The following is a 23045-nucleotide window of genomic DNA, read 5'->3' as shown; positions in this document are numbered from 1 at the left end:
AGAGTCCGACTCTACTGTGCATTTCATACGCTATTATTCACCAACATATGGTAAAAGTGCCATTTGACGAGCACGTTTAATTGCAACTGTAAGTTTGCGTTGGTATTTTGCGCTTGTTCCTGTTACACGACGAGGTAAAATTTTACCACGCTCAGAAACGAAACGTTTTAATAAATCAACATCTTTATAGTCAATGCGAGTGATGCCGTTAGATGTGAAGAAACACACCTTACGACGTTTCGCACGTCCACCTTTGCGTCCTGCCATGTCTATTCCCTCCATTCTTTGTTAAAAATAGCCGATTTATACCATTAAAATGGTAAATCGTCGTCCGAAATGTCAATCGGTTGACCAACATTCGAAAATGGATCGTCATTCTTTGTAAATCCAGAGTTACCAGTGTTACCTGAGTTACCACCTGGATTACTAGACTGACCAAACGGGTTAGAGCTTTGGTTACCGAAACCAGCTCCTGATGGTTGCTGATTGAATGAACCACGTTGCTCCCCACCGCCATTACGCGGCTCTAAAAATTGTACGCTCTCCGCAAGAACTTCTGTTACATATACACGTTTACCATCTTGTCCATCGTAATTACGAGTTTGAAGACGTCCGTCTACGCCTGCTAAGCTACCTTTTTTCAAATAATTTGCCACGTTTTCTGCTTGTTTACGCCATATTACACAATTAATAAAGTCAGCTTCACGCTCACCTTGTTGATTCGCAAATGCGCGATTCACAGCTAACGTAAAAGTAGCTACTGCAACACCATTGGGCGTGTAACGTAAGTCAGGGTCCTTAGTTAAACGACCAACGAGGATAACACGATTCATCAATCGAACCACTCTCCCTTATATATCAATTATTTTTCTTCTTCTTTAACAACGATATGACGAAGGATATCTTCGTTGATCTTAGCTAAACGGTCGAATTCGTTAATCGCTTCTGCGTTAGAGTTCACGTTTAAGATCATGTAGAAACCTTCACGTAAGTCGTTGATTTCGTAAGCTAAACGACGCTTACCCCACTCTTTCGTGTTAATGATTTCTGCACCATTGTTTGTTAAAACACCTGCGAAACGTTCAACTAAAGCTTTTTGAGCTTCTTCTTCAACGCCAGGACGAATGATGTACATAATTTCGTACTTTCTCATTACACTTTCACCTCCTTTTGGTCTAAACGGCCCATAATGGGCAAGGAGCAATTAATTTATAGTAATTACTCACGAGTTTAGATTATATCATAGTAAGTTAGATGAATCAACTCACCCATACATAAAAAACTTGGCAAAAACATAATATATTTGCCAAGTTCATATCTTTATTTTTCCTAGGAAATATTAAATTAAACGTTGAAGCGGAAGTGCATAACGTCTCCGTCTTTTACGATATACTCTTTTCCTTCTAAACGAACTTTACCAGCTTCTTTTGCAGCTGTCATAGAACCGTTTGTCATTAAATCTTCGTAAGAAACTGTTTCTGCACGAATAAATCCACGCTCAAAGTCTGTATGAATTACGCCAGCACATTGTGGTGCTTTCATACCTTGTTTAAACGTCCATGCACGTACTTCTTGCACACCTGCTGTGAAGTAAGTAGCAAGTCCTAATAAATCATATGCAGCACGAATTAATTGATCTAAACCAGATTCTTCAATGCCTAGTTCTTCAAGGAATACTTTTTTCTCTTCCTCGTCTAGCTCAGCGATTTCTTCTTCGATTTTTGCACATACAACGATTACTTGAGAATTTTCATTTGCAGCAAATTCTTTTACCATTTGTACGTATTTGTTTTCAGAAGGATCGATAATATCGTCCTCACTTACGTTTGCTACATATAACATTTCTTTCGTTGTAAGTAAATGAAGACCTTTAACAATCTTCATTTGCTCTTCTGTAAATTCAACAGTACGAGCTGGTTTTCCCTCTTCAAAAGCCTCTTTTAAGCGAACTAAAATTTCATGCTCATATACCGCTTCTTTATCTTTTTGTCTTGCTAATTTCGCAACACGTTCGATACGTTTATCAACAGACTCTAAATCCGCTAAGATTAGCTCTAAGTTGATTGTTTCAATATCATCGATCGGATCTACTTTCCCTGAAACGTGTGTAATGTTTTCGTCTTCAAAACAACGAACAACTTGGCAAATTGCATCTACTTGGCGAATGTGAGATAAGAATTTATTTCCTAAACCTTCACCTTTACTAGCACCTTTTACGATACCTGCAATATCAGTAAACTCAAATACAGTCGGAACAGTTTTTTTCGGTTCTACTAATTCCGTTAATTTATTTAAACGCTCATCTGGTACTTCTACAATCCCTACGTTTGGATCAATTGTACAGAATGGATAGTTTGCAGATTCTGCTCCTGCTTGTGTAATTGCATTAAATAAAGTTGACTTCCCTACGTTAGGTAATCCAACAATCCCAGCCGTTAATCCCATATTTTTCACTCCTATGTCTCAATCTTTCATCATTATAGATAGTAACGAAAAAAATGACAAGTTTCCTCCAAACGAAAAAAGTAACAGCTACCCATTGCAACTGTTACTTTCTCTCTATTCTTCGTGCTTCACAAGTATTTTTTTCACCTTACGATCAAATTCTCTTCGAGGAATCATTACTGAATGGTCACATCCCTCGCACTTAATGCGGATATCCATTCCCATACGAATAATCTTCCAGCGATTCTCACCACATGGGTGGGCTTTCTTCATTTCCACAACATCGTACAAGTTATACTGCTTTTGCTCCATTCTCCAAACCCCTCTCCATACTAAATTGCTTTTCCACTCACCAATTCTTCACGATTATATAAAACCATACGTGGATATGGAATTTCAATTCCATGTAAATCTAGACGATTTTTAATTTCTTTACGAAGGGCTCTTGCAACAACCGCATGTTGCATCGGCTCTACTTCCGCAATAACACGTAATATAACTTCTGATGCAGCCAATGTTTGCACACCTAATAACTGAGGCTTTGTTACCATTTGCTCATACTGTGCAGGTAATTCTTCTAATAACTCTTCAATGACTTGCTCCGCTTTCGCTATGTCAGCCTCATACGAAATGGATACATCAACAAATGCTACACTATTACTAACTGAATAGTTTGTAACTTGAATGATACTTCCGTTTGGTAAAGTATGAATTTCGCCTGTCCAGCTCTTTACTTTTGTTGTACGAAGTCCAATTTCTAGAACGACACCTTCAAACTGACCAATTTTCACATAGTCACCTACTGAAAATTGATCTTCTAGCAAAATAAATAACCCCGTAATAACATCTTTCACTAAACTTTGAGCACCAAATCCGACTGCTAAACCAATTACCCCGGCACCCGCTAATAAACCAGATGCATTAATATTAAACACACCCAAAATCGCAATTAACATAATGAACATAACAACGTATGCCACAATATTTTCAAGTAACTTCGCTACTGTAACTGTACGACGTTCTGAAATTTGAATTGGCGAACGGCTTCCCATACGAAACGCATTTCGTACAATTGCACGCGCAACTCGCACAATAATTGCACCAAGTATTAAAATAACGACTATTTTTAGTGATTTCACACCTATATTCGTCCAATCAATGGACTCAAACCATTTCAACGCTAAATCCATATACCTCTACCTCTCCAGCTAAAATTCCTTTTTAATTATCCTTCTCATTGTATCAGAAGTCACCCTGATTTCCGCAAAAATTTTATGACTTTAATTGTATTTGTTAACTTCCGTGCAGGTATAAAATGGAACGAATATATATATACTAGTACTATTATTTCCGTTTTCACTCAAGTTTTACAGGAAATACGCACTTATAGTTTTCCATTTTACTCACCATATAACATATTTTGAAAATTTATTAAAAGGATGGATGCTTCATGAATATTGGAAGTTTTCGCTTACCCTTTTTCGAAAAAGAAACTCAAAATGTTATGCACCAAGACGTAGAAGCCTCCGAGACAATTAGTAACTTCTTACTTTCCCATATCCCTATTAAAATAAATATACCGATTATTCTCGTTTGTATCGGAACAGATCGTTCTACAGGCGATGCACTCGGCCCGTTAGTCGGTACGAAACTAGAACAAGTAGGAATTAAAAACTTCCAAGTGTTCGGCACACTAGATGAGCCAGTGCATGCGCTAAATTTAGAAGAAAGAATTCAAAATATACAGAAAGATAATCCTACTTCATTTATAATTGCGGTTGATGCCTGTTTAGGAAAGTCTCAAAGCATCGGTTCCATCACTACCGGAATGGGGCCTAGTAAACCTGGAGCTGCGATGAACAAAAAATTACCTGCAGTTGGTGATTTACATATTCATGGCATCGTAAATCTAAATGGTTTTATGGAGTTTTTCGTCCTGCAAAATACAAGATTAAGTTTAGTCATGAAAATGGCTGATGTAATTGCACAAAGTATAAAAGAAACAGACCAAAAATTATCTGTATTAAAAAAAGCAAACCATCTATAAATAATAAGATGGTTTGCTTTTTAGTTTTTCTGCGCTAATAATTCTAAAATACGATTTAAATCTTCTTTATTAAAAAATTCAATTTCGATTTTACCTTTTTCTTTTTTCGTTTCTTTAATTTTCACATCTGTGCCAAACTTTTCTCTTAAGAACGTTTCGCGTTCTACAAAAAATATGTTTCTCTCTTTTTTCACTTGTTTTGTTTCACGTGAAACGCGTTGATTAATCTCCTGAACAATTTTCTCTAATTGACGAACATTTAATCCTTCTTTTTCGATTCGTTTCAATAAAGATTTCAATTGTTCTTCATCTTTTATCGTAAGCAAAGTTCTCCCATGAGCCATTGAAAGTTGCCCATTTGCAATCATATCTTGCACAAATGGAGGGAGGCTTAATAAACGCGTATAATTTGCAATGTAAGGTCTGCTCTTACCAAGACGTTTTGCTAATTGTTCTTGCGTTACATTTAGCTCATTCATTAACATTTGATATGCCATTGCTTCTTCCATTGGGTTTAAATCTTCTCGTTGTAAGTTTTCAAGCAATGCAAATTCCATCATTTGCTGCTCATTTAATTGTCTTACAACGGCAGGTACCTTTTCGAGCCCCGCCTCTTTGGCAGCACGATATCTTCTTTCACCTGCAACAATTTCATATCCTTTAATACTCTTCCTAGCAATTAACGGTTGCAATATGCCGTGCTCTTTAATAGAGGCCGATAATTCTTGAATTGCCTCTTTATTAAAGTATTTACGTGGTTGATATGGATTCGGTCTTAATTCAGTTATCACGATCTCCTGAATTGCCTCTTCTTCTTTCACATCTAAATCAGGAAAAAACACATTAATTCCTCTTCCTAATCCTTTAGCCACCTGCAATCACTTCCTCTGCTAAATCTATATATACTTCTGCCCCTCTTGATTTAGCGTCATACTGCATAATTGGTTTCCCATGACTTGGTGCTTCACTTAAACGAACATTACGAGGAATAATCGAACGGTATACTTTATCCCTAAAGTATTTTTTCACTTCATCTATAACCTGAATCCCTAAATTCGTACGGGCATCCAACATCGTTAGCAATACACCTTGAATTGCTAGATTTTTATTTAAGTGCTTTTGCACAAGTCGAACTGTATTTAATAGCTGACTTAATCCTTCTAGTGCGTAATATTCGCATTGAACAGGAATAATAACAGAATCTGCTGCAGTTAATGCATTAATCGTTAATAACCCTAAGGACGGGGGACAGTCGATAATAATATAGTCATATTCATCACGAACTGGCTGTAATGCCCTTTGCAAACGTACTTCCCGGGAAATAGTCGGTACCAATTCAATTTCAGCACCTGCCAATTGAATTGTAGCGGGTAGAACATCTAAGTTTTCAGTTGCGGTTTTCCGTATAACCCCTTGAACATCTGCATCTTCCACAAGAACGTTGTAAATACATTGATCTAATTCGGATTTTTCAATTCCCACACCAGTCGTTGCATTTCCTTGAGCGTCAATATCTACAAGAAGGACTTTTTTACCTACTTGTGCCAATCCAGCCCCTAAATTAACAGATGTTGTTGTTTTTCCAACGCCACCTTTTTGATTGGCAATAGCAATGATTTTTCCCATGATGTCACCTACTTTCAACCTTTCTATCTTATTCTAGTAACAATTACGTTTATTGTAACATGAAATAAAAGTTTTTCTTTTACGTCCTTATTAAACTTCAAAATTTATTTCTAAACTCCTTCTTCATCTAACAAGAAAATATAGTAAAAGAGACCTATCCTATAGGATAAGGTCTCTAACACGCCATTATTATTTTTTCTTCGGAATTTTAATTGTAATTTGATAGTACTCATCAAATTCTGCTTCCTCAGAATTAACATTTAAACCACTGTCAGCAACCATTTGTAATGACTGCCTAATTGTATTCATGGCAATTCTCGTATCTCGACTTACTGCTTTTTGCTTTGCCTTACGCTTCGGTTTGGCTTCCTCTAGTAATTTCGCAATTCGTTCCTCTGTTTGCTTTACATTCAGTTGTTTCTCTACAATTTCCTGTAAAACCTTCAGTTGTAATTCCTCATTCTTTAAAGGAATGAGCGCGCGGGCATGACGTTCTGTAATGCTTTTTTCTAATAACGCACGTTTTATTTCTTCAGGCAACTTTAACAATCGCAACTTATTTGCGATTGTGGATTGTCCTTTTCCAAGTCGTTGTGCCAATGCTTCTTGTGTTAAATTATGTAACTCAATTAGCTTTTGATATGCCACAGCTTCCTCGATTGCTGTTAGTTCCTCACGTTGCAAGTTTTCAATTAAAGCTACAGAAGCTGTCTCTGTATCATTTAAGTTCTTTATAATTGCAGGAACCTTTTCCCACCCTAACTTTGTTGCCGCACGGAAACGCCTTTCTCCAGCGATAATCTCGTACTTGTCATCCTCATATTGCCTCACAACAATTGGCTGAATCAGTCCGTGTGTACGAATCGTTAGTGCTAGCTCTTCAATTCGCGCATCATCAAAAACTGTTCGTGGTTGATAACGGTTAGGGGTAATATTTACTATCGGAATTTCTTGTATTTCTTCATATACCTTTTTATCTATTTCTTCATGGCTTTCGTCTTGTAATTCGAATTCGCTCTCTTTATCTCCAAAGCCAAATAAACGAGAAAACGTATTTTTCATACATATTCCACCACCTTTTAGGCCTATTGACTATTCTCCATAAAATGTTTCCTATGAAACATTTACGTTTTCATTTATATAATTTAATCTTACGTCTAATAAGATTTATTTTTCAATAGGTAATTTATTGGGTGTTCCCGGTTTGCGTGGATATTTCTTTGGTGTCTTGCGCTTTTTCTCGATTAATAAAATATTACGTTCGCTTTCTTCAAACGGTAATTGGAACGTAGACATTTCTTTTAAATTCCCGCCTAGCACCTCTAAAGCATACTTGCCATTTTCAATTTCTTCGTTTGCTGCGGCACCTTTCATTGCAATGAACGTTCCCCCAACTTTTACAAGTGGTAAACATAGCTCACTCAATACCGAAAGACGCGCAACTGCACGTGCCATTACAATATCGTACGATTCACGTACACCTTCTTTTTTCCCAAATGTTTCAGCACGATCGTGACAAAACGCAACGTCACCTAATTCCAACTTTTGTGCTAAATGATTTAAGAAGTTAATACGTTTTTGCAATGAGTCTACAATTGTTACTTTTAAGTGCGGGAAACAGATTTTCAAAGGAATACTTGGGAATCCAGCTCCTGCGCCAACATCACAAATTGAGAATGGTTCTGAAAAATCATAATAAAAAGCAGCCGTAATGGAATCAAAAAAGTGTTTTAAATATACTTCCTCTTTCTCCGTAATAGCCGTTAAGTTCATTTTTTCATTCCACTCTACTAATGTTTCAAAGTAGATTTCGAACTGCTCTAACTGTTTAGAAGAGAGGGTGATACCCTTCTCTTCTAGCATAGATTGAAATTGTTCTATGTTCATCTAACAATATCTCCTTACTATTTATTGGTTCGATACTCGCGCAATTTTTCCTTGTTCAATATACACAAGTAAAATAGAAACATCCGCTGGATTCACGCCAGAAATACGTGAAGCCTGCCCCATTGAAAGTGGACGAACATCTTTCAATTTCTGTCTCGCTTCTGAGGCAAGGCTAGAAATCGCATCATAATCAATATCCACAGGGATTTTTTTGTTTTCCATTTTCTTCATACGCTCTACTTGCTGTAAAGATTTTTCGATATATCCTTCGTACTTAATCTGAATTTCAACTTGTTCTGTAATTTCATCACTTAATTCTACTTCACTTGGTACTAAAAGATGAATATGCTCATATGTCATCTCTGGACGACGTAATAAGTCACTTGCACGTATTCCATCTTTCAATTCACTTCCGCCAATACTACGAATTAATTCTTGAACTTCAGGACGTGGTTTAATAATAATGCTGCTTAAACGTTCCTTTTCCTGTTCAATTTTTAATTTTTTATTTGTAAATCGCTCATAGCGCTCTTCTTTAATTAATCCAATTTCACGACCAACTTCAGTTAAACGAAGATCAGCATTATCGTGGCGTAATAATAGGCGATATTCTGCACGAGACGTTAATAGGCGATATGGTTCATTTGTACCTTTCGTTACAAGATCATCAATTAAGACACCAATATAAGCATCCGCGCGACCTAAAATAACTTCTTTTTTACCTAAAGAACGACATGCTGCATTAATCCCAGCCATAAGCCCTTGTCCTGCCGCCTCTTCGTAACCAGAAGTTCCGTTAATTTGTCCTGCTGTATATAAATTTTTAATTTTTTTCGTTTCAAGTGTTGGCCATAGTTGTGTTGGCACAATTGCATCATATTCAATTGCATAACCTGTACGCATCATTTCAACGTTTTCTAGGCCAGGTATCGTTCTAAGCATATCACGTTGCACATCTTCTGGTAAGCTTGTGGATAAACCTTGTACATACACTTCTTGTGTATTACGTCCTTCTGGCTCTAAGAAAATTTGATGACGTGGTTTATCATTAAATCTTACTACTTTGTCTTCAATTGAAGGACAATATCTAGGTCCTGTTCCCTTAATCATACCAGAATACATAGCTGAGCGATGTAGGTTTTCATCTATTAAACGATGTGTTTCCGTACTTGTATACGTCAACCAACATGGAATTTGATCCATAATAAATTTTGTCGTTTCAAAAGAGAAAGCTCGTGGTTTATCATCACCTGGCTGAATTTCTGTTTTACTGTAATCAATCGTATTACTATTTACACGCGGAGGCGTACCTGTTTTAAATCTAACAAGATCAAATCCAAGCTCCTCTAAATGTTCGGATAAAGTAATAGATGGTTGTTGATTATTCGGACCGCTCGAATATTTTAAATCTCCCATAATAATCTCACCGCGTAAAAATGTTCCAGTCGTAATTACAACTGTTTTGGCTGTATATTCAGCACCAGCTTGCGTAACTACCCCTTTACATTCGCCATCTTCGACGATTAAACGCTCAACCATTCCTTGGAACAACGTTAAATTTGGTGTTTCTTCAATTGTTTTCTTTAATTCATGCTGGTAAGAGAACTTATCTGCTTGTGCGCGAAGCGCGCGTACAGCTGGCCCTTTACCTGTATTTAACATACGCATTTGAATATACGTTTTATCAATGTTGCGTCCCATTTCTCCGCCTAATGCATCAATTTCCCGAACAACAATCCCTTTTGCTGGTCCACCAACAGAAGGGTTACATGGCATAAACGCTACCATATCTAAATTAATTGTTAACATTAATGTTTTGGAGCCCATTCGTGCTGCCGCAAGACCAGCTTCACATCCTGCATGACCTGCACCGATTACTATGACATCGTATGAACCGGCATTGTATCCCATTGTTTATTCCTCCTAATAATCTCTATCCTTCTAAAACATCGCTATATTATTTTCCTAAACAAAATTGAGAGAACAACTGGTCAATTAGGCTTTCATGGACGGTATCACCAGTAATTTCACCAAGTATTTCCCACGTTCTTGTTAAATCAATTTGCACCATATCAATTGGAACACCATTTTCTATCGCCTCAATTGCATCTCCAATTGTTTTTCCTGCTTGTGTTAATAATCCAATATGTCTCGCGTTAGAAACATATGTCACATCTGCAGAATCAATTGTTCCTTCAAAGAATAAATCAGCTATTGCCTTTTCAAGCTCATCTATTCCTTGTTCTTCAATTAACGATGTTGTAATAATACGATTTCCCGCTGCCAATTCTGTAACACGTTCCATATCGATTACTTGCGATAAATCTGTCTTATTTACAATAACAATGAAATCTTTTCCTTGTACGGCACGGAATAGATCTTCATCCTCATGCGTTAAAGCCTCGCTATAATTAATGACAACTAACACTAAATCAGCTTGGCTCATCATTTCTTTTGAACGCTCTACACCAATTCGTTCAACAACATCTTCCGTTTCACGAATACCGGCTGTATCTATAAGTTTAAGTGGTACACCACGCACATTAACGTACTCTTCAATAACATCACGAGTTGTTCCTGCAATATCAGTTACAATTGCCTTTTTCTCCTGAACAAGACTATTTAATAGCGATGACTTCCCAACGTTAGGTCTACCGATGATTGCAGTAGCAATACCTTCACGTAAAATCTTTCCTTGCTTCGATGTTTCTAATATTTTTGCAATTTCCGTACGAACATGTGTAGCTTTCTCAATTAAAATATTATGTGTCATTTCTTCCACATCATCATATTCCGGGTAATCTATGTTTACCTCAACATGAGCCAACGTTTCTAATATGTCCTGACGCAGACGGCCGATTAATTTAGATAATCGTCCTTCCATTTGATTAATCGCTACGTTCATTGCACGATCTGTTTTTGCACGGATTAAGTCCATAACAGCTTCTGCTTGTGATAAATCAATACGGCCATTTAAAAAAGCACGTTTTGTAAATTCACCAGGCTCCGCTAATCGTACTCCTTGTGCTAAAATAAGCTGCAATACTTTATTTACCGAAACAAGTCCGCCGTGACAGTTAATTTCCACTATATTTTCACGTGTAAAAGTCCTTGGTGCACGCAGAATAGATACCATCACTTCTTCAATAACCTGATTTGTATCTAAATCGACAATATGACCATAATGAATTGTGTGAGAAGGAACCTCTGTTAAATCCTTCCCTTTAAAAATACGATTAACTTTTTCAACCGCATCATCTCCACTTACTCGAACAATGGCAATTGCACCCTCTCCAAGCGCTGTGGAAATCGCGGCAATTGTATCAAATTCCATGTCCTTTCACCTCACTTGCTTATTTATCTCTATTTCAACATGATTATTTTCTTCACTAAATTATTAGAATACCATAACGAACCTATCTACAAAAGAATAATAACTCATTTTATTATGTCCTCATGTAAAAAACACTAAACTTATTCACAGTGGATAAGTTTAGTGTTTTTTAGTTATCCACACCTATTTTCCACTCAAAAAAACCGGCACTCAATTGAGTAACCGGTCACTTGGAAGATATTACAACATGTCGATGTGGTTCTTTTCCTTCAGAAGTTGTAATGATATTTTGATGATTAGATAATGCTTGGTGGATAATCTTTCGTTCAAAAGATGGCATAGGCTCCAACACAACTCTTTTTTTCGTACTTACTACTTGTTTTGCTAATCGATAAGAAAGTGCTTCTAATGTACCTTTTCTTTTACTACGATAATTTTCAGCATCTAGTGTGATACCAATATACTGCTTCGTACTACGATTCGCCACAAGTTTTGTTAAATACTGTAAAGAATTCAAGGTGTTTCCTCTTTTCCCAATCAAAACACCTATATTTTCGCCAGAAATTGTAAATTCAACTTCGCGTCCTTTTACAATTTTACTAATCTCAGCTTCCACACCCATATCGTGAATAACATTTTTTAAATATTCTTCACATTCTTGAATTGGATCTTTCTTCAATACAACTTCTACTACTGCAGGTCGATTCCCAAATAAACCTAGGAATCCTCTTTTACCCTCATCAATAATATTTATATCTACTCGGTCTTTTGGAACATTTAGTTGTCTTAAAGCATCTTGTACTGCCAGCTCGACTGTTTGTCCTTTAGCAGTAACTACACTCACTTGCTTGATCCTCCTGCCTTACTAGCCTTAATTTCTGGCCCCTTGATCAAGTACATTTGAGCGATACCAAAGATATTACCAACAACCCAGTAAAGTGATAATGCAGCTGGGAAGTTAATTGCAAAGACTAAGATCATAATTGGCATAAGCCAAATCATCATTGCCATTTGCGGATTTTGACCAGCTGTTCCTGCCATTGCAAGCTTTTGCTGAATAAATGTCGTAATTGCCGCGACAATCGGTAAGATATAGTACGGATCTGCCTGCCCTAAATCGAACCATAAAAATGTATGCTTACTAATTTCAGCTGTTCTCATTATCGCATGGTAAAACGCGAATAAAATAGGCATCTGAACAAATATCGGTAAACATCCTGCTAATGGGTTTACACCATTTTTTTGATATAACTGCATCATTTCTTGTTGTAGTTTTTGTTGTGTTGCTTGATCTTTAGAACTATATTTCTCTTTTAACTTCACCATTTCTGGTTGTAACGCCTGCATTGCTTTCGTACTCTTCGTTTGTTTAATCATTAATGGTAATAATGCAAAACGAATGATAAGAGTTGTAACAACGATTGCTAAACCGTAATTACTACCAAATAAGTTGGCAAAATACGTAATTAACTGAGAAAGCGGATATACGAAATATTCATTCCAAATTCCAGTACTTTTCGGTGTAATCGGCTGATTCACTTCACTACAGCCAGTAGCAATTGCCATTAATGCAATAACCATGGCTAGTAAACCTATTTTCTTTTTCAAAGCCTGCTCCTCCTTGTTTCGGTATGTATATAGTGTAATTCATTTCCTTACGCTACTTTTTTATTCTTTTCATACCAGAGCGTTTAAAGACATGAATTAAGCTTTTCTTTAATTCTTCATATGTCATCTCTGCACAAGGCTTCCTTGCTATTATAACAAAATCTTTTCCAGAATCTATCTCATCTTTTAATTCTGTGATCGACTGGCGAATCATACGTTTAATTCGGTTACGCACTACTGCATTTCCTATTTTCTTGCTGACAGAAAGGCCAATACGAAAGTTTGGCTGCTCTCCCTTATCTAGTTGATAGACAACAAGCTGACGGTTAGCATTTGATTTTCCTTTTTGAAAAACCGTCTGGAATTCATCATTCTTTTTTATACGATATTTTTTCTTCATATCAATTGACACTCCTGTAGTTCATCAGTGGAAATTCACTATTATTAGAAAAAAAGACCACTGAACGATCAGTGGTCTACGCAGATAATACTTTTCTTCCTTTACGACGACGAGCTGCTAGCACTTTACGTCCGTTCGCTGTGCTCATACGGCTGCGGAAACCATGTACTTTGCTGCGCTTACGTTTATTTGGTTGGTAAGTTCTTTTCATTATATGACACCTCCCTGAGGAATATCTGTTAAAGACAGTCCTATAAATTATAGTTAATCAACTAGGAAAATGTCAATGGTTCTCGAAATTTTCATCAAATATTCATTTTGAACCTATTCACATACTTTTTCACAGACCCTATATTTCCTTGTGGATAAATGTTTTTTTCGGTTTTTTATATCCACAAACCCTTTTCGTACTTTTACACAGTATATCGTGTTGTGGACAAGTTTATTCCACAAGGTATTGATTTTGTGGATAACTTTCTTAAATTCATTGCTATAGCTACTTTTTTTTGATATTATAGTTGTGTTTTCACTTTGAATAAGTTTTCCACATCTTTATCTTATCCACAATTTGTGTATAACATGTGGACAGTTTTAATCACATGTGGGTAAATGATTATCCACATTTGCTTTTTTTGTCGAAAACCCTATCTCATATACAAACGACGTTTTTAGGTTTTAAAATACGTTTCGTATAAATATACATTTTATATTTATTTAGGTTGTACATTTGTTGCGCAACCTTATTCTTTTACCATCTTAGTAAAGGAGGGACACCTTTGGAAAACATCTCTGATTTATGGAACAGCGCCTTAAAAGAACTAGAAAAAAAGGTCAGTAAACCTAGTTATGAAACATGGTTAAAATCAACAACCGCACATAATTTAAAAAAAGACGTATTAACAATTACGGCTCCAAATGAATTCGCTCGTGATTGGTTAGAATCTCATTATTCAGAACTAATTTCGGAAACACTTTATGATTTAACGGGGGCAAAATTAGCTATTCGCTTTATTATTCCCCAAAGTCAAGCTGAAGAGGAGATTGATCTTCCTCCTTCTAAACCAAATTCAGCACAAGATGATTCTAATCATTTACCACAGAGTATGCTAAATCCAAAATATACGTTTGATACATTTGTTATTGGCTCTGGTAACCGTTTTGCTCACGCTGCTTCATTGGCCGTAGCCGAAGCGCCAGCTAAAGCATATAATCCTCTCTTTATTTACGGGGGAGTTGGACTCGGAAAGACCCATTTAATGCATGCAATTGGTCATTATGTAATTGAACATAACCCAAACGCGAAGGTTGTATATTTATCATCAGAAAAATTTACAAATGAATTCATTAATTCTATTCGTGATAATAAAGCGGTCGATTTTCGTAATAAATACCGTAATGTAGATGTTTTATTGATAGATGATATTCAATTTCTAGCAGGAAAAGAACAAACTCAAGAAGAGTTTTTCCATACATTCAATGCATTACACGAAGAAAGTAAACAAATTGTAATTTCAAGTGATCGGCCACCAAAAGAAATTCCAACTTTAGAAGATCGTCTTCGTTCTCGCTTTGAATGGGGACTCATTACGGATATTACGCCACCCGATTTAGAAACACGAATTGCAATTTTACGTAAAAAAGCAAAGGCTGAAGGACTCGATATACCAAATGAGGTTATGCTTTATATTGCAAATCAAATTGATTCAAACATTCGTGAACTAGAAGGTGCACTCATCCGAGTTGTAGCTTATTCATCTTTAATTAACAAAGATATTAATGCTGATTTAGCAGCTGAAGCACTTAAAAATATTATTCCAAATTCTAAACCAAAAATTATCTCTATTTATGATATTCAAAAGGCTGTCGGGGATGTTTATCAAATAAAACTGGAAGATTTCAAGGCGAAAAAGCGAACAAAATCAGTTGCCTTCCCTCGCCAAATTGCAATGTATTTATCGCGCGAACTTACAGATTACTCCTTACCTAAAATAGGTGAAGAATTTGGTGGACGTGATCATACAACAGTTATCCATGCTCACGAAAAAATTTCTAAGCTACTTAAAACGGATACGCAATTACAAAAGCAAGTTGAAGAAATTAAAGATATTTTAAAGTAGTAGCTGAATAGTGTGAATAACTTCCCTTATTTTATGCACAGTCTATCCACATGTAGATAGACTGTTTTTACATCCTTTAATGGGGTTATCCACATATCCACAGGACCTATTACTATTACTACTATTTTTTATCTTTATTAATTAAATAAAATATTATACTTACCGGAGGTTTTTCTTTATGCGTTTTACAATACAAAAAGACTATCTTGTAAGAAGTGTACAAGATGTAATGAAGGCTGTTTCTTCCCGTACAACAATTCCGATCCTTACAGGAATTAAAGTTGTCGCTACGGAAGAAGGAGTAACGTTAACAGGAAGCGATGCTGATATTTCTATTGAATCTTTTATCCCAGTTGAAGACGATGGAAAAGAAATCGTAGAAGTAGCACAATCAGGAAGTATTATTTTACAAGCAAAATATTTTAGTGAGATTGTAAAAAAATTACCTAAAGAGACTGTCGAAATTTCTGTGGAAAATCATTTTATGACAAAAATAATTTCTGGAAAATCAGAGTTTAATTTAAATGGCTTAGATTCTGCTGAATATCCATTGTTACCACAAATTGAAGAACATCATGTTTTTAAGATTCCAACAGATTTACTGAAACATATGATCAGACAAACTGTATTTGCAGTTTCCACTTCTGAAACAAGACCGATCTTGACAGGTGTAAACTGGAAAGTATATAACAGCGAATTAACTTGCATTGCTACAGATAGTCACAGGTTGGCTCTTCGAAAAGCAAAAATCGAAGGAATCGCAGATGAATTTCAAGCGAATGTTGTTATTCCAGGTAAAAGCTTAAATGAATTAAGCAAAATTCTAGATGAGTCTGAAGAAATGGTAGATATCGTTATTACGGAGTATCAAGTATTATTCCGTACAAAACATTTATTATTCTTCTCAAGATTGTTAGAAGGGAATTATCCTGATACAACTCGTTTAATTCCAGCTGAAAGTAAAACAGATATTTTTGTAAATACAAAAGAATTTTTACAAGCAATTGATCGTGCATCTCTATTAGCAAGAGATGGTCGTAATAATGTTGTGAAATTATCAACTTTAGAACAAGAAATGCTAGAAATTTCTTCGAATTCACCAGAAATTGGGAAAGTGGTAGAAGAAGTTCAATGTGAAAAAGTAGATGGGGAAGAGTTAAAAATATCTTTTAGTGCAAAATATATGATGGATGCACTAAAAGCTTTAGATAGTACTGAAATTAAAATTAGCTTTACTGGCGCAATGAGACCATTCTTAATTCGTACAGTAAATGATGAGTCCATTATTCAATTAATTTTACCGGTTCGTACTTACTAAGTAAGAAGTAAGGGTTGCTAGTTTTCAGATACTAGTAGCCCTTATTTGATTTTTGGGTATTACTTTCCTAATGTTAGTTTATTTAGTACAATGAAAGAATGAACACTTTCAGAAAGTGAGCGATTTTATGAAACGTATTAAAATTTCAACAGAGTATATTACACTAGGACAATTTTTAAAGTTAGCCGATGTAATTGATACAGGTGGCGCTGTAAAATGGTTTTTACAGGAATATGAAGTGTACGTGAATCAAGAACTTGAAAATAGAAGAGGTCGCAAATTATATGCGAACGATATTATTGAAATTCCAGGAAGCGGAAGTTTCCAAGTTCAGGCATAAAGGGGGAGCCCTTTGTTTATTTCAGAAATACAATTAAAAAACTATCGCAATTATGAAAAGTTAGAGCTTTCCTTTGAAGATAAAGTGAATGTGATTATCGGTGAAAACGCGCAAGGGAAAACGAATTTGATGGAAGCTATTTACGTTTTAGCGATGGCGAAATCTCATAGAACCTCTAATGATCGCGAGCTTATCCGTTGGGATGAAGATTTCGGTCAAATTAAAGGGAAATTACAAAAGAGAAATAGTTCTTTGTCTTTGGAATTAAATATTTCGAAAAAAGGTAAAAAGGCAAAATTAAATCAACTTGAACAACAAAAATTGAGTCAATATATTGGCATGATGAATGTTGTCATGTTTGCCCCAGAAGATTTAAATCTTGTAAAAGGAAGCCCTCAAGTAAGAAGACGCTTTTTAGATATGGAATTAGGTCAAATAGCTCCAGTCTATTTGTATGAATTGAGTCAATATCAAAAGGTGCTCACGCAACGAAATCACTTGCTAAAAAAGATGCAAGGGAATAGTAAGAATGAGGAAACGATGTTGGATGTATTTACACTTCAACTTATTGAGCATGGTGCAAAAATATTGCAAAAACGGTTTGAATTTTTGCATTTACTACAAGAATGGGCAGCTCCAATTCATCGCGGTATAAGCCGTGGATTAGAAGAATTAGAAATTGTCTATAAACCAAGTGTGGATGTATCAGAATCAATGGATTTGTCGAAAATAAAAGAAGTATACTATGAAAATTTTCAATCTGTGAAACAACGTGAGATTTTCCGTGGTACGACTTTAATTGGTCCTCATCGTGATGATTTACAATTCTTCGTTAATAGTAAAAATGTTCAAGTCTTTGGTTCGCAAGGACAACAACGAACGACCGCACTGTCCCTAAAATTAGCTGAAATTGAATTGATTTACTCAGAAGTTAAGGAATATCCGATTCTTTTATTGGATGATGTATTATCAGAATTAGATGATTATCGTCAATCGCATCTGTTAAATACAATTCAAGGAAAAGTGCAAACATTTGTGACAACGACGAGTGTCGACGGAATTGAACACGAAACATTAAAAGAAGCGAAAACAATTCATGTAACGAACGGCACGGTAGATTGTGAAATAGATAGGGCGTAATCCCTATTTAAATGGAAAAGTAGGTGATCTTTGTGTCAATGGAACAAAAGCAAATGGAAGAAAACTCATATGATGAAAGTCAGATACAGGTACTTGAAGGATTAGAAGCGGTTCGAAAACGCCCTGGGATGTATATTGGATCTACAAGTGGAAAAGGACTTCACCATCTTGTGTGGGAAATCGTCGATAATAGTATTGATGAAGCACTTGCAGGGTATTGTGATGAAATTAACGTTAGTATCGAAGAAGATAATAGTATTCTTGTAACGGATAATGGACGTGGTATTCCAGTTGGTATACAAGAAAAAATGGGACGTCCTGCTGTAGAAGTTATAATGACTGTTCTCCATGCTGGTGGTAAGTTTGGCGGTGGCGGTTATAAAGTTTCTGGTGGTTTGCATGGTGTTGGGGCATCTGTAGTAAATGCTCTATCAACAGAACTAGAGGTATTTGTACATCGTGAAGGCAAAATCCATTATCAAAAATACGAAAGAGGTATTCCGGTTGCGGATTTAAAAGTCATTGGTGACACAGATCAAACAGGAACGATAACTCGATTTAAACCAGATCCAGAAATTTTTCAGGAAACAATAGTATACGAATTTGATACGTTAGCAACTCGTATGCGCGAATTAGCATTTTTAAATCGTAATATTAAATTAACAATTGAAGATAAACGTGAACATAAACAGAAGAAAGAATTCCATTATGAAGGTGGAATTAAATCATATGTTGAACATTTAAATCGTTCAAAACAGCCAATTCATGAAGAACCTGTATATGTAGAAGGTTCAAAAGATGGTATTCAGGTTGAAGTTGCGCTTCAATATAACGAAGGATACACAAATCATATTTACTCATTTACAAATAATATTCATACGTATGAAGGTGGTACACATGAGGTAGGATTTAAAACAGCCTTAACTCGTGTGATCAACGATTATGGTCGTAAAAATAATATTTTAAAAGATGCGGATAGTAATTTAACTGGTGAAGATGTTCGTGAAGGTTTAACAGCGATTGTGTCAATTAAACATCCAAATCCACAATTCGAAGGACAAACGAAGACGAAACTTGGAAATAGTGAAGCAAGAACAATTACAGAGTCAGTATTCTCAGAGGCATTTGAAAAGTTCTTACTGGAAAATCCGAATGTCGCACGTAAAATTATAGATAAAGGGACGATGGCAGCGCGTGCGCGTGTAGCAGCTAAAAAGGCACGTGAGTTAACTCGCCGAAAGAGTGCTTTAGAAGTTTCAAGTTTACCAGGGAAATTGGCAGACTGTTCTTCTAAAGATCCAGCAATTAGTGAAATTTATATCGTAGAGGGTGACTCTGCGGGTGGGTCTGCAAAACAAGGGCGCGATCGTCATTTCCAAGCAATTTTACCGCTGAAGGGTAAAATTATTAATGTTGAAAAGGCACGCTTGGATAAAATTTTATCAAATGATGAAGTTCGTACAATTATTACGGCGATCGGCACAAATATCGGCGGAGACTTCGCTATTGAAAAAGCACGCTATCATAAAGTTATTATTATGACGGATGCTGATGTTGATGGTGCGCATATTCGTACCCTATTATTAACGTTCTTCTATCGCTATATGCGTCAAATAATTGAGTGCGGTTATATATATATCGCACAGCCACCTTTGTTTAAAGTACAACAAGGTAAGAAAATTCAATATGCTTACAACGATAAGGAACTTGAAAAAATCTTAGCAGAATTACCAGCCCAACCTAAGCCAGGAATTCAGCGTTATAAAGGTCTAGGGGAAATGAATCCAACTCAGTTATGGGAGACGACAATGGACCCAGAAGTACGTTCATTACTTCAAGTTTCACTTCAAGATGCAATTGAAGCGGATGAAACATTTGAAATTTTAATGGGAGATAAAGTAGAGCCACGTCGTAACTTTATCCAAGAAAATGCAAAATACGTGAAAAACCTTGATATTTAAATGGGTAATGACAGGAATCTAAGTATTCCTGTCTTCTACATATAAATCAATGTATGTGTAACGGAAATGTAAGAGGAGGTGCTCGTTGATGTCAGACAATCAACAACAAGCACGAATTCGAGAAATTAATATTAGTCATGAAATGCGTACCTCGTTTTTAGATTACGCAATGAGTGTTATCGTATCTCGTGCATTACCAGATGTTCGTGATGGATTAAAACCTGTGCATCGTAGGGTTCTATATGCGATGAATGATTTAGGAATTACAGCTGATAAAGCGTATAAAAAATCAGCGCGTATTGTCGGTGAAGTAATCGGTAAGTATCACCCTCACGGTGATTCAGCTGTTTACGAGACGATGGTACGTATGGCGCAAGATTTTAGTCAACGTTATATGCTTGTTGATGGACATGGTAACTTTGGTTCTGTTGATGGTGATTCAGCAGCAGCAATGCGTTATACAGAAGCAAGAATGTCTAAGATTTCTATGGAATTAATACGTGATATTTCAAAAAATACCATTGATTATCAAGATAACTATGATGGTTCTGAAAGAGAGCCAATTGTATTGCCAGCGCGTTTCCCTAATTTATTAGTGAATGGTACGACGGGTATTGCAGTTGGTATGGCAACAAACATTCCGCCGCATCAACTTGGTGAAGTAATTGATGGCGTATTGGCACTAAGCCATAATCCTGACATTACGATTGCGGAATTAATGGAGTTTATTCCAGGACCAGATTTTCCAACAGCAGGTTTAATTTTGGGACGAAGTGGGATTCGAAGAGCATATGAAACAGGTAGAGGCTCTATTATGCTTCGAGCTAAAGTTGAAATTGAAGAGAAGTCAAATGGTAAACAATCTATTCTCGTAACTGAACTACCTTATCAAGTTAATAAGGCGCGATTAATTGAAAAAATTGCAGAATTAGTTCGTGATAAGAAAATTGAAGGTATTACGGACTTACGTGATGAGTCAGATCGAAACGGTATGCGTATTGTTATGGAAGTACGTCGTGATGCCAATGCCAATGTACTATTAAATAATCTATATAAACATACAGCACTTCAAACAAGTTTCGGTATTAATATGTTGTCTCTTGTAAATGGAGAGCCACAAGTATTGAATTTAAAACAAAATTTATATCATTACTTGGAGCATCAGAAGGTAGTAATTCGTCGACGTACTGCTTATGAATTAGAAAAAGCAGAGGCACGTGCTCATATTTTAGAAGGATTACGAATTGCTCTAGATCATCTAGATGAAGTTATTACGTTAATTCGTAGTTCGAAAACAGCAGATATTGCAAAACAAGGCTTAATGGAACGTTTCGGTTTAAGTGAGAAACAAGCACAAGCCATTTTAGATATGCGTCTGCAACGTTTAACAGGATTAGAACGTGAAAAAATTGAGCAAGAATATCAAGACTTAATGAAGTTAATCGCTGAATTAAAAGCAATCTTAGCAGATGAAGAGAAAGTTCTTGAGATTATTCGTGAAGAATTAATGGAAGTAAAAGAACGTTTCAATGATAAGAGACGAACGGAAATCACAATTGGTGGCATGGAATTTATTGAAGATGAAGATTTGATTCCAGAGCAAAACATCGCTATTACGTTAACTCATAATGGTTATATTAAGAGGTTACCGGCTTCTACGTACAAAACACAGAACCGTGGTGGACGTGGTGTGCAAGGAATGGGAACAAATGATGATGATTTCGTAGAACATTTATTAACTACTTCTACGCATGATCACATTTTATTCTTTACTAATAAAGGGAAAGTATACCGTACGAAAGGATATGAAATCCCAGAGTATAGTCGTACAGCAAAAGGTATACCTATTATTAACTTATTAGGTGTAGATAAGGGTGAATGGATTAACGCCATTATTCCAATTCGTGAATTTGGTGATGATGAATTCTTATTCTTCACAACAAAACAAGGTATTTCTAAGAGAACGCCACTTTCATCATTTGCAAATATACGTACGAATGGTTTAATCGCTATCTCTCTTCGTGAAGAGGATGAAGTAATATCTGTACGTTTAACATCTGGTGATAAGGATATTATTGTAGGAACAAGCAATGGTATGTTAATTCGCTTTAACGAGCAAGATGTGCGCTCTATGGGACGTAATGCGGCTGGTGTAAAAGCAATTACGTTAGGTGATGAAGATCAAGTTGTAGGTATGGAAATTGTCGAAGAGGATGTAAATGTTCTAATCGTAACGAAAAATGGTTATGGAAAACGTACACCTATTGATGAATACCGTCTACAAAGCCGTGGTGGTAAAGGTCTGAAGACTTGTAATATTACAGATAAAAACGGTAAATTAGTAGCTGTTAAATCTGTAACAGGTGAAGAAGATATCATGTTAATTACGGCAGCAGGTGTTATTATTCGTATGCCAGTTGATCAAATCTCTCAAATGGGACGTAATACACAAGGTGTTCGTCTAATTCGATTAGAGGATGAGCAAGAGGTAGCGACGGTAGCGAAAGCACAGAAAGATGAAGAAGAGGAATCTAATGAAGAGGTTTCTTCTGAAGAATAAGAGGGGGGATTTTTCCTCCTCTTATTTTTTTATAATAATACTTGCATAGCAATAGAAAACTCTATATAATAGGCAGAGTCAGCAAATGAGAGATACAAATTATCTTAAAAAACTTGTTGACGAAAATAATATACTATGATATATTATGAAAGTCGCTGAAACGCGATGTTGAACTTTGAAAACTAAACGAAACAAACAACGTGAAACGTCAATTTTTATTTTTAGATGCTAGACAAACTAACTTTATTGGAGAGTTTGATCC

Annotated in this window: 23 protein-coding genes; 7 read left to right on the top strand and 16 right to left on the bottom strand. The window is 36.0% G+C overall.

The features are described 5' to 3' along the window. Positions 1-33 precede the first annotated feature (33 nt). The 6 genes from rpsR to FS802_RS27815 all read right to left on the bottom strand — a co-directional run bounded on the left by rpsR (position 34) and on the right by FS802_RS27815 (position 3635). Positions 34-267, bottom strand: coding sequence for a 30S ribosomal protein S18 (gene rpsR, locus FS802_RS27840; protein WP_000918874.1), 234 nt, complete (start codon positions 265-267; stop codon positions 34-36). Between the two features lie 44 nt (positions 268-311). Next, positions 312-836, bottom strand: a complete 525-nt coding sequence (ssb, locus tag FS802_RS27835; protein ID WP_002096168.1) for a single-stranded DNA-binding protein — start codon at positions 834-836, stop codon at positions 312-314. A gap of 26 nt (positions 837-862) precedes the next feature. Continuing rightward, positions 863-1153, bottom strand: a complete 291-nt coding sequence (rpsF, locus tag FS802_RS27830) for a 30S ribosomal protein S6 (protein WP_001233781.1) — start codon at positions 1151-1153, stop codon at positions 863-865. Between the two features lie 191 nt (positions 1154-1344). Next, positions 1345-2445, bottom strand: a complete 1101-nt coding sequence (ychF, locus tag FS802_RS27825) for a redox-regulated ATPase YchF (RefSeq protein WP_000524656.1) — start codon at positions 2443-2445, stop codon at positions 1345-1347. A 114-nt stretch (positions 2446-2559) separates the two neighbouring features. Next, a complete protein-coding gene (locus FS802_RS27820; protein WP_000436051.1) occupies positions 2560-2757 on the bottom strand; it encodes a DUF951 domain-containing protein in 198 nt (65 codons plus the stop codon). A gap of 20 nt (positions 2758-2777) precedes the next feature. Continuing rightward, positions 2778-3635 carry a mechanosensitive ion channel family protein gene (locus tag FS802_RS27815; protein ID WP_098653626.1) on the bottom strand — a complete coding sequence of 286 codons (858 nt, stop codon included), beginning with the start codon at positions 3633-3635 and terminating at the stop codon, positions 2778-2780. Positions 3636-3895: 260 nt separating this feature from the next. On the opposite strand from FS802_RS27815, the gene yyaC reads away from it, so the two are divergent. Then, on the top strand, positions 3896-4492 hold the full coding sequence (yyaC, locus tag FS802_RS27810; protein ID WP_098653625.1) for a spore protease YyaC: 597 nt from the start codon (positions 3896-3898) through the stop codon (positions 4490-4492). Between the two features lie 20 nt (positions 4493-4512). Here yyaC and spo0J read toward each other — a convergent pair whose 3' ends face one another. From spo0J to rpmH, 10 genes are all read right to left on the bottom strand, one after another. Beyond that, positions 4513-5364, bottom strand: a complete 852-nt coding sequence (spo0J, locus tag FS802_RS27805) for a stage 0 sporulation protein Spo0J (protein ID WP_098653624.1) — start codon at positions 5362-5364, stop codon at positions 4513-4515. Continuing rightward, positions 5357-6118 (bottom strand): sporulation initiation inhibitor protein Soj, encoded by a 762-nt coding sequence (soj, locus tag FS802_RS27800; RefSeq protein ID WP_000516117.1) that lies wholly within the window; start codon positions 6116-6118, stop codon positions 5357-5359. Before soj ends, spo0J begins: the two co-directional genes overlap by 8 nt. A gap of 189 nt (positions 6119-6307) precedes the next feature. Continuing rightward, a complete protein-coding gene (noc, locus tag FS802_RS27795; RefSeq protein WP_048560501.1) occupies positions 6308-7180 on the bottom strand; it encodes a nucleoid occlusion protein in 873 nt (290 codons plus the stop codon). Between the two features lie 105 nt (positions 7181-7285). Beyond that, complete coding sequence (rsmG, locus tag FS802_RS27790; protein WP_098653623.1) at positions 7286-8005, bottom strand: 16S rRNA (guanine(527)-N(7))-methyltransferase RsmG; 720 nt, start codon at positions 8003-8005, stop codon at positions 7286-7288. 21 nt (positions 8006-8026) lie between these two features. Further along, positions 8027-9916 (bottom strand): tRNA uridine-5-carboxymethylaminomethyl(34) synthesis enzyme MnmG, encoded by a 1890-nt coding sequence (gene mnmG, locus FS802_RS27785; RefSeq protein WP_000541059.1) that lies wholly within the window; start codon positions 9914-9916, stop codon positions 8027-8029. Positions 9917-9962: 46 nt separating this feature from the next. Beyond that, entirely contained in the window at positions 9963-11339 is a 1377-nt protein-coding gene (gene mnmE, locus FS802_RS27780) for a tRNA uridine-5-carboxymethylaminomethyl(34) synthesis GTPase MnmE (protein WP_098653622.1), read from the bottom strand. A 226-nt stretch (positions 11340-11565) separates the two neighbouring features. Further along, a complete protein-coding gene (jag, locus tag FS802_RS27775; protein ID WP_000117926.1) occupies positions 11566-12183 on the bottom strand; it encodes an RNA-binding cell elongation regulator Jag/EloR in 618 nt (205 codons plus the stop codon). Continuing rightward, positions 12180-12947 (bottom strand): YidC family membrane integrase SpoIIIJ, encoded by a 768-nt coding sequence (spoIIIJ, locus tag FS802_RS27770; RefSeq protein WP_000726759.1) that lies wholly within the window; start codon positions 12945-12947, stop codon positions 12180-12182. Before spoIIIJ ends, jag begins: the two co-directional genes overlap by 4 nt. Positions 12948-12999: 52 nt before the next feature. Continuing rightward, positions 13000-13347, bottom strand: a complete 348-nt coding sequence (gene rnpA / locus FS802_RS27765; protein WP_000731505.1) for a ribonuclease P protein component — start codon at positions 13345-13347, stop codon at positions 13000-13002. Between the two features lie 76 nt (positions 13348-13423). Next, positions 13424-13558, bottom strand: a complete 135-nt coding sequence (rpmH, locus tag FS802_RS27760; RefSeq protein WP_000831901.1) for a 50S ribosomal protein L34 — start codon at positions 13556-13558, stop codon at positions 13424-13426. A gap of 565 nt (positions 13559-14123) precedes the next feature. On the opposite strand from rpmH, the gene dnaA reads away from it, so the two are divergent. From dnaA to gyrA, 6 genes are all read left to right on the top strand, one after another. Then, positions 14124-15464, top strand: coding sequence for a chromosomal replication initiator protein DnaA (dnaA, locus tag FS802_RS27755; RefSeq protein WP_098653620.1), 1341 nt, complete (start codon positions 14124-14126; stop codon positions 15462-15464). 178 nt (positions 15465-15642) lie between these two features. Further along, positions 15643-16782, top strand: coding sequence for a DNA polymerase III subunit beta (gene dnaN / locus FS802_RS27750; protein WP_001212889.1), 1140 nt, complete (start codon positions 15643-15645; stop codon positions 16780-16782). Between the two features lie 127 nt (positions 16783-16909). Continuing rightward, complete coding sequence (gene yaaA, locus FS802_RS27745) at positions 16910-17122, top strand: S4 domain-containing protein YaaA (protein WP_000821366.1); 213 nt, start codon at positions 16910-16912, stop codon at positions 17120-17122. Between the two features lie 12 nt (positions 17123-17134). Next, positions 17135-18262, top strand: a complete 1128-nt coding sequence (gene recF / locus FS802_RS27740) for a DNA replication/repair protein RecF (protein WP_000470743.1) — start codon at positions 17135-17137, stop codon at positions 18260-18262. 38 nt (positions 18263-18300) lie between these two features. Further along, entirely contained in the window at positions 18301-20223 is a 1923-nt protein-coding gene (gene gyrB, locus FS802_RS27735) for a DNA topoisomerase (ATP-hydrolyzing) subunit B (RefSeq protein WP_000435974.1), read from the top strand. An 88-nt stretch (positions 20224-20311) separates the two neighbouring features. Continuing rightward, complete coding sequence (gene gyrA / locus FS802_RS27730) at positions 20312-22783, top strand: DNA gyrase subunit A (protein WP_098653619.1); 2472 nt, start codon at positions 20312-20314, stop codon at positions 22781-22783. Positions 22784-23045: the final 262 nt, after the last annotated feature.

Source organism: Bacillus sp. DE0042 (assembly GCF_007680225.1).
GTDB lineage: Bacteria > Bacillota > Bacilli > Bacillales > Bacillaceae_G > Bacillus_A > Bacillus_A wiedmannii.
The sequence above is the reverse complement of the archived record's forward strand: the minus strand, read 5'-3'. Positions and strand labels throughout refer to the sequence as shown.

Excerpts from the sequence above, each read along its gene's own strand:
- rpsR (WP_000918874.1), bottom strand. The coding sequence starts at position 267 with ATGGCAGGACGCAAAGGTGGACGTGCGAAACGTCGTAAGGTGTGTTTC.
- rpsF (WP_001233781.1), bottom strand. The coding sequence starts at position 1,153 with ATGAGAAAGTACGAAATTATGTACATCATTCGTCCTGGCGTTGAAGAA.
- ychF (WP_000524656.1), bottom strand. The coding sequence starts at position 2,445 with ATGGGATTAACGGCTGGGATTGTTGGATTACCTAACGTAGGGAAGTCA.
- FS802_RS27820 (WP_000436051.1), bottom strand. The coding sequence starts at position 2,757 with ATGGAGCAAAAGCAGTATAACTTGTACGATGTTGTGGAAATGAAGAAA.
- FS802_RS27815 (WP_098653626.1), bottom strand. The coding sequence starts at position 3,635 with ATGGATTTAGCGTTGAAATGGTTTGAGTCCATTGATTGGACGAATATA.
- yyaC (WP_098653625.1), top strand. The coding sequence starts at position 3,896 with ATGAATATTGGAAGTTTTCGCTTACCCTTTTTCGAAAAAGAAACTCAA.
- soj (WP_000516117.1), bottom strand. The coding sequence starts at position 6,118 with ATGGGAAAAATCATTGCTATTGCCAATCAAAAAGGTGGCGTTGGAAAA.
- noc (WP_048560501.1), bottom strand. The coding sequence starts at position 7,180 with ATGAAAAATACGTTTTCTCGTTTATTTGGCTTTGGAGATAAAGAGAGC.
- rsmG (WP_098653623.1), bottom strand. The coding sequence starts at position 8,005 with ATGAACATAGAACAATTTCAATCTATGCTAGAAGAGAAGGGTATCACC.
- mnmG (WP_000541059.1), bottom strand. The coding sequence starts at position 9,916 with ATGGGATACAATGCCGGTTCATACGATGTCATAGTAATCGGTGCAGGT.
- mnmE (WP_098653622.1), bottom strand. The coding sequence starts at position 11,339 with ATGGAATTTGATACAATTGCCGCGATTTCCACAGCGCTTGGAGAGGGT.
- rnpA (WP_000731505.1), bottom strand. The coding sequence starts at position 13,347 with ATGAAGAAAAAATATCGTATAAAAAAGAATGATGAATTCCAGACGGTT.
- rpmH (WP_000831901.1), bottom strand. The coding sequence starts at position 13,558 with ATGAAAAGAACTTACCAACCAAATAAACGTAAGCGCAGCAAAGTACAT.
- dnaN (WP_001212889.1), top strand. The coding sequence starts at position 15,643 with ATGCGTTTTACAATACAAAAAGACTATCTTGTAAGAAGTGTACAAGAT.
- yaaA (WP_000821366.1), top strand. The coding sequence starts at position 16,910 with ATGAAACGTATTAAAATTTCAACAGAGTATATTACACTAGGACAATTT.
- gyrB (WP_000435974.1), top strand. The coding sequence starts at position 18,301 with ATGGAACAAAAGCAAATGGAAGAAAACTCATATGATGAAAGTCAGATA.
- gyrA (WP_098653619.1), top strand. The coding sequence starts at position 20,312 with ATGTCAGACAATCAACAACAAGCACGAATTCGAGAAATTAATATTAGT.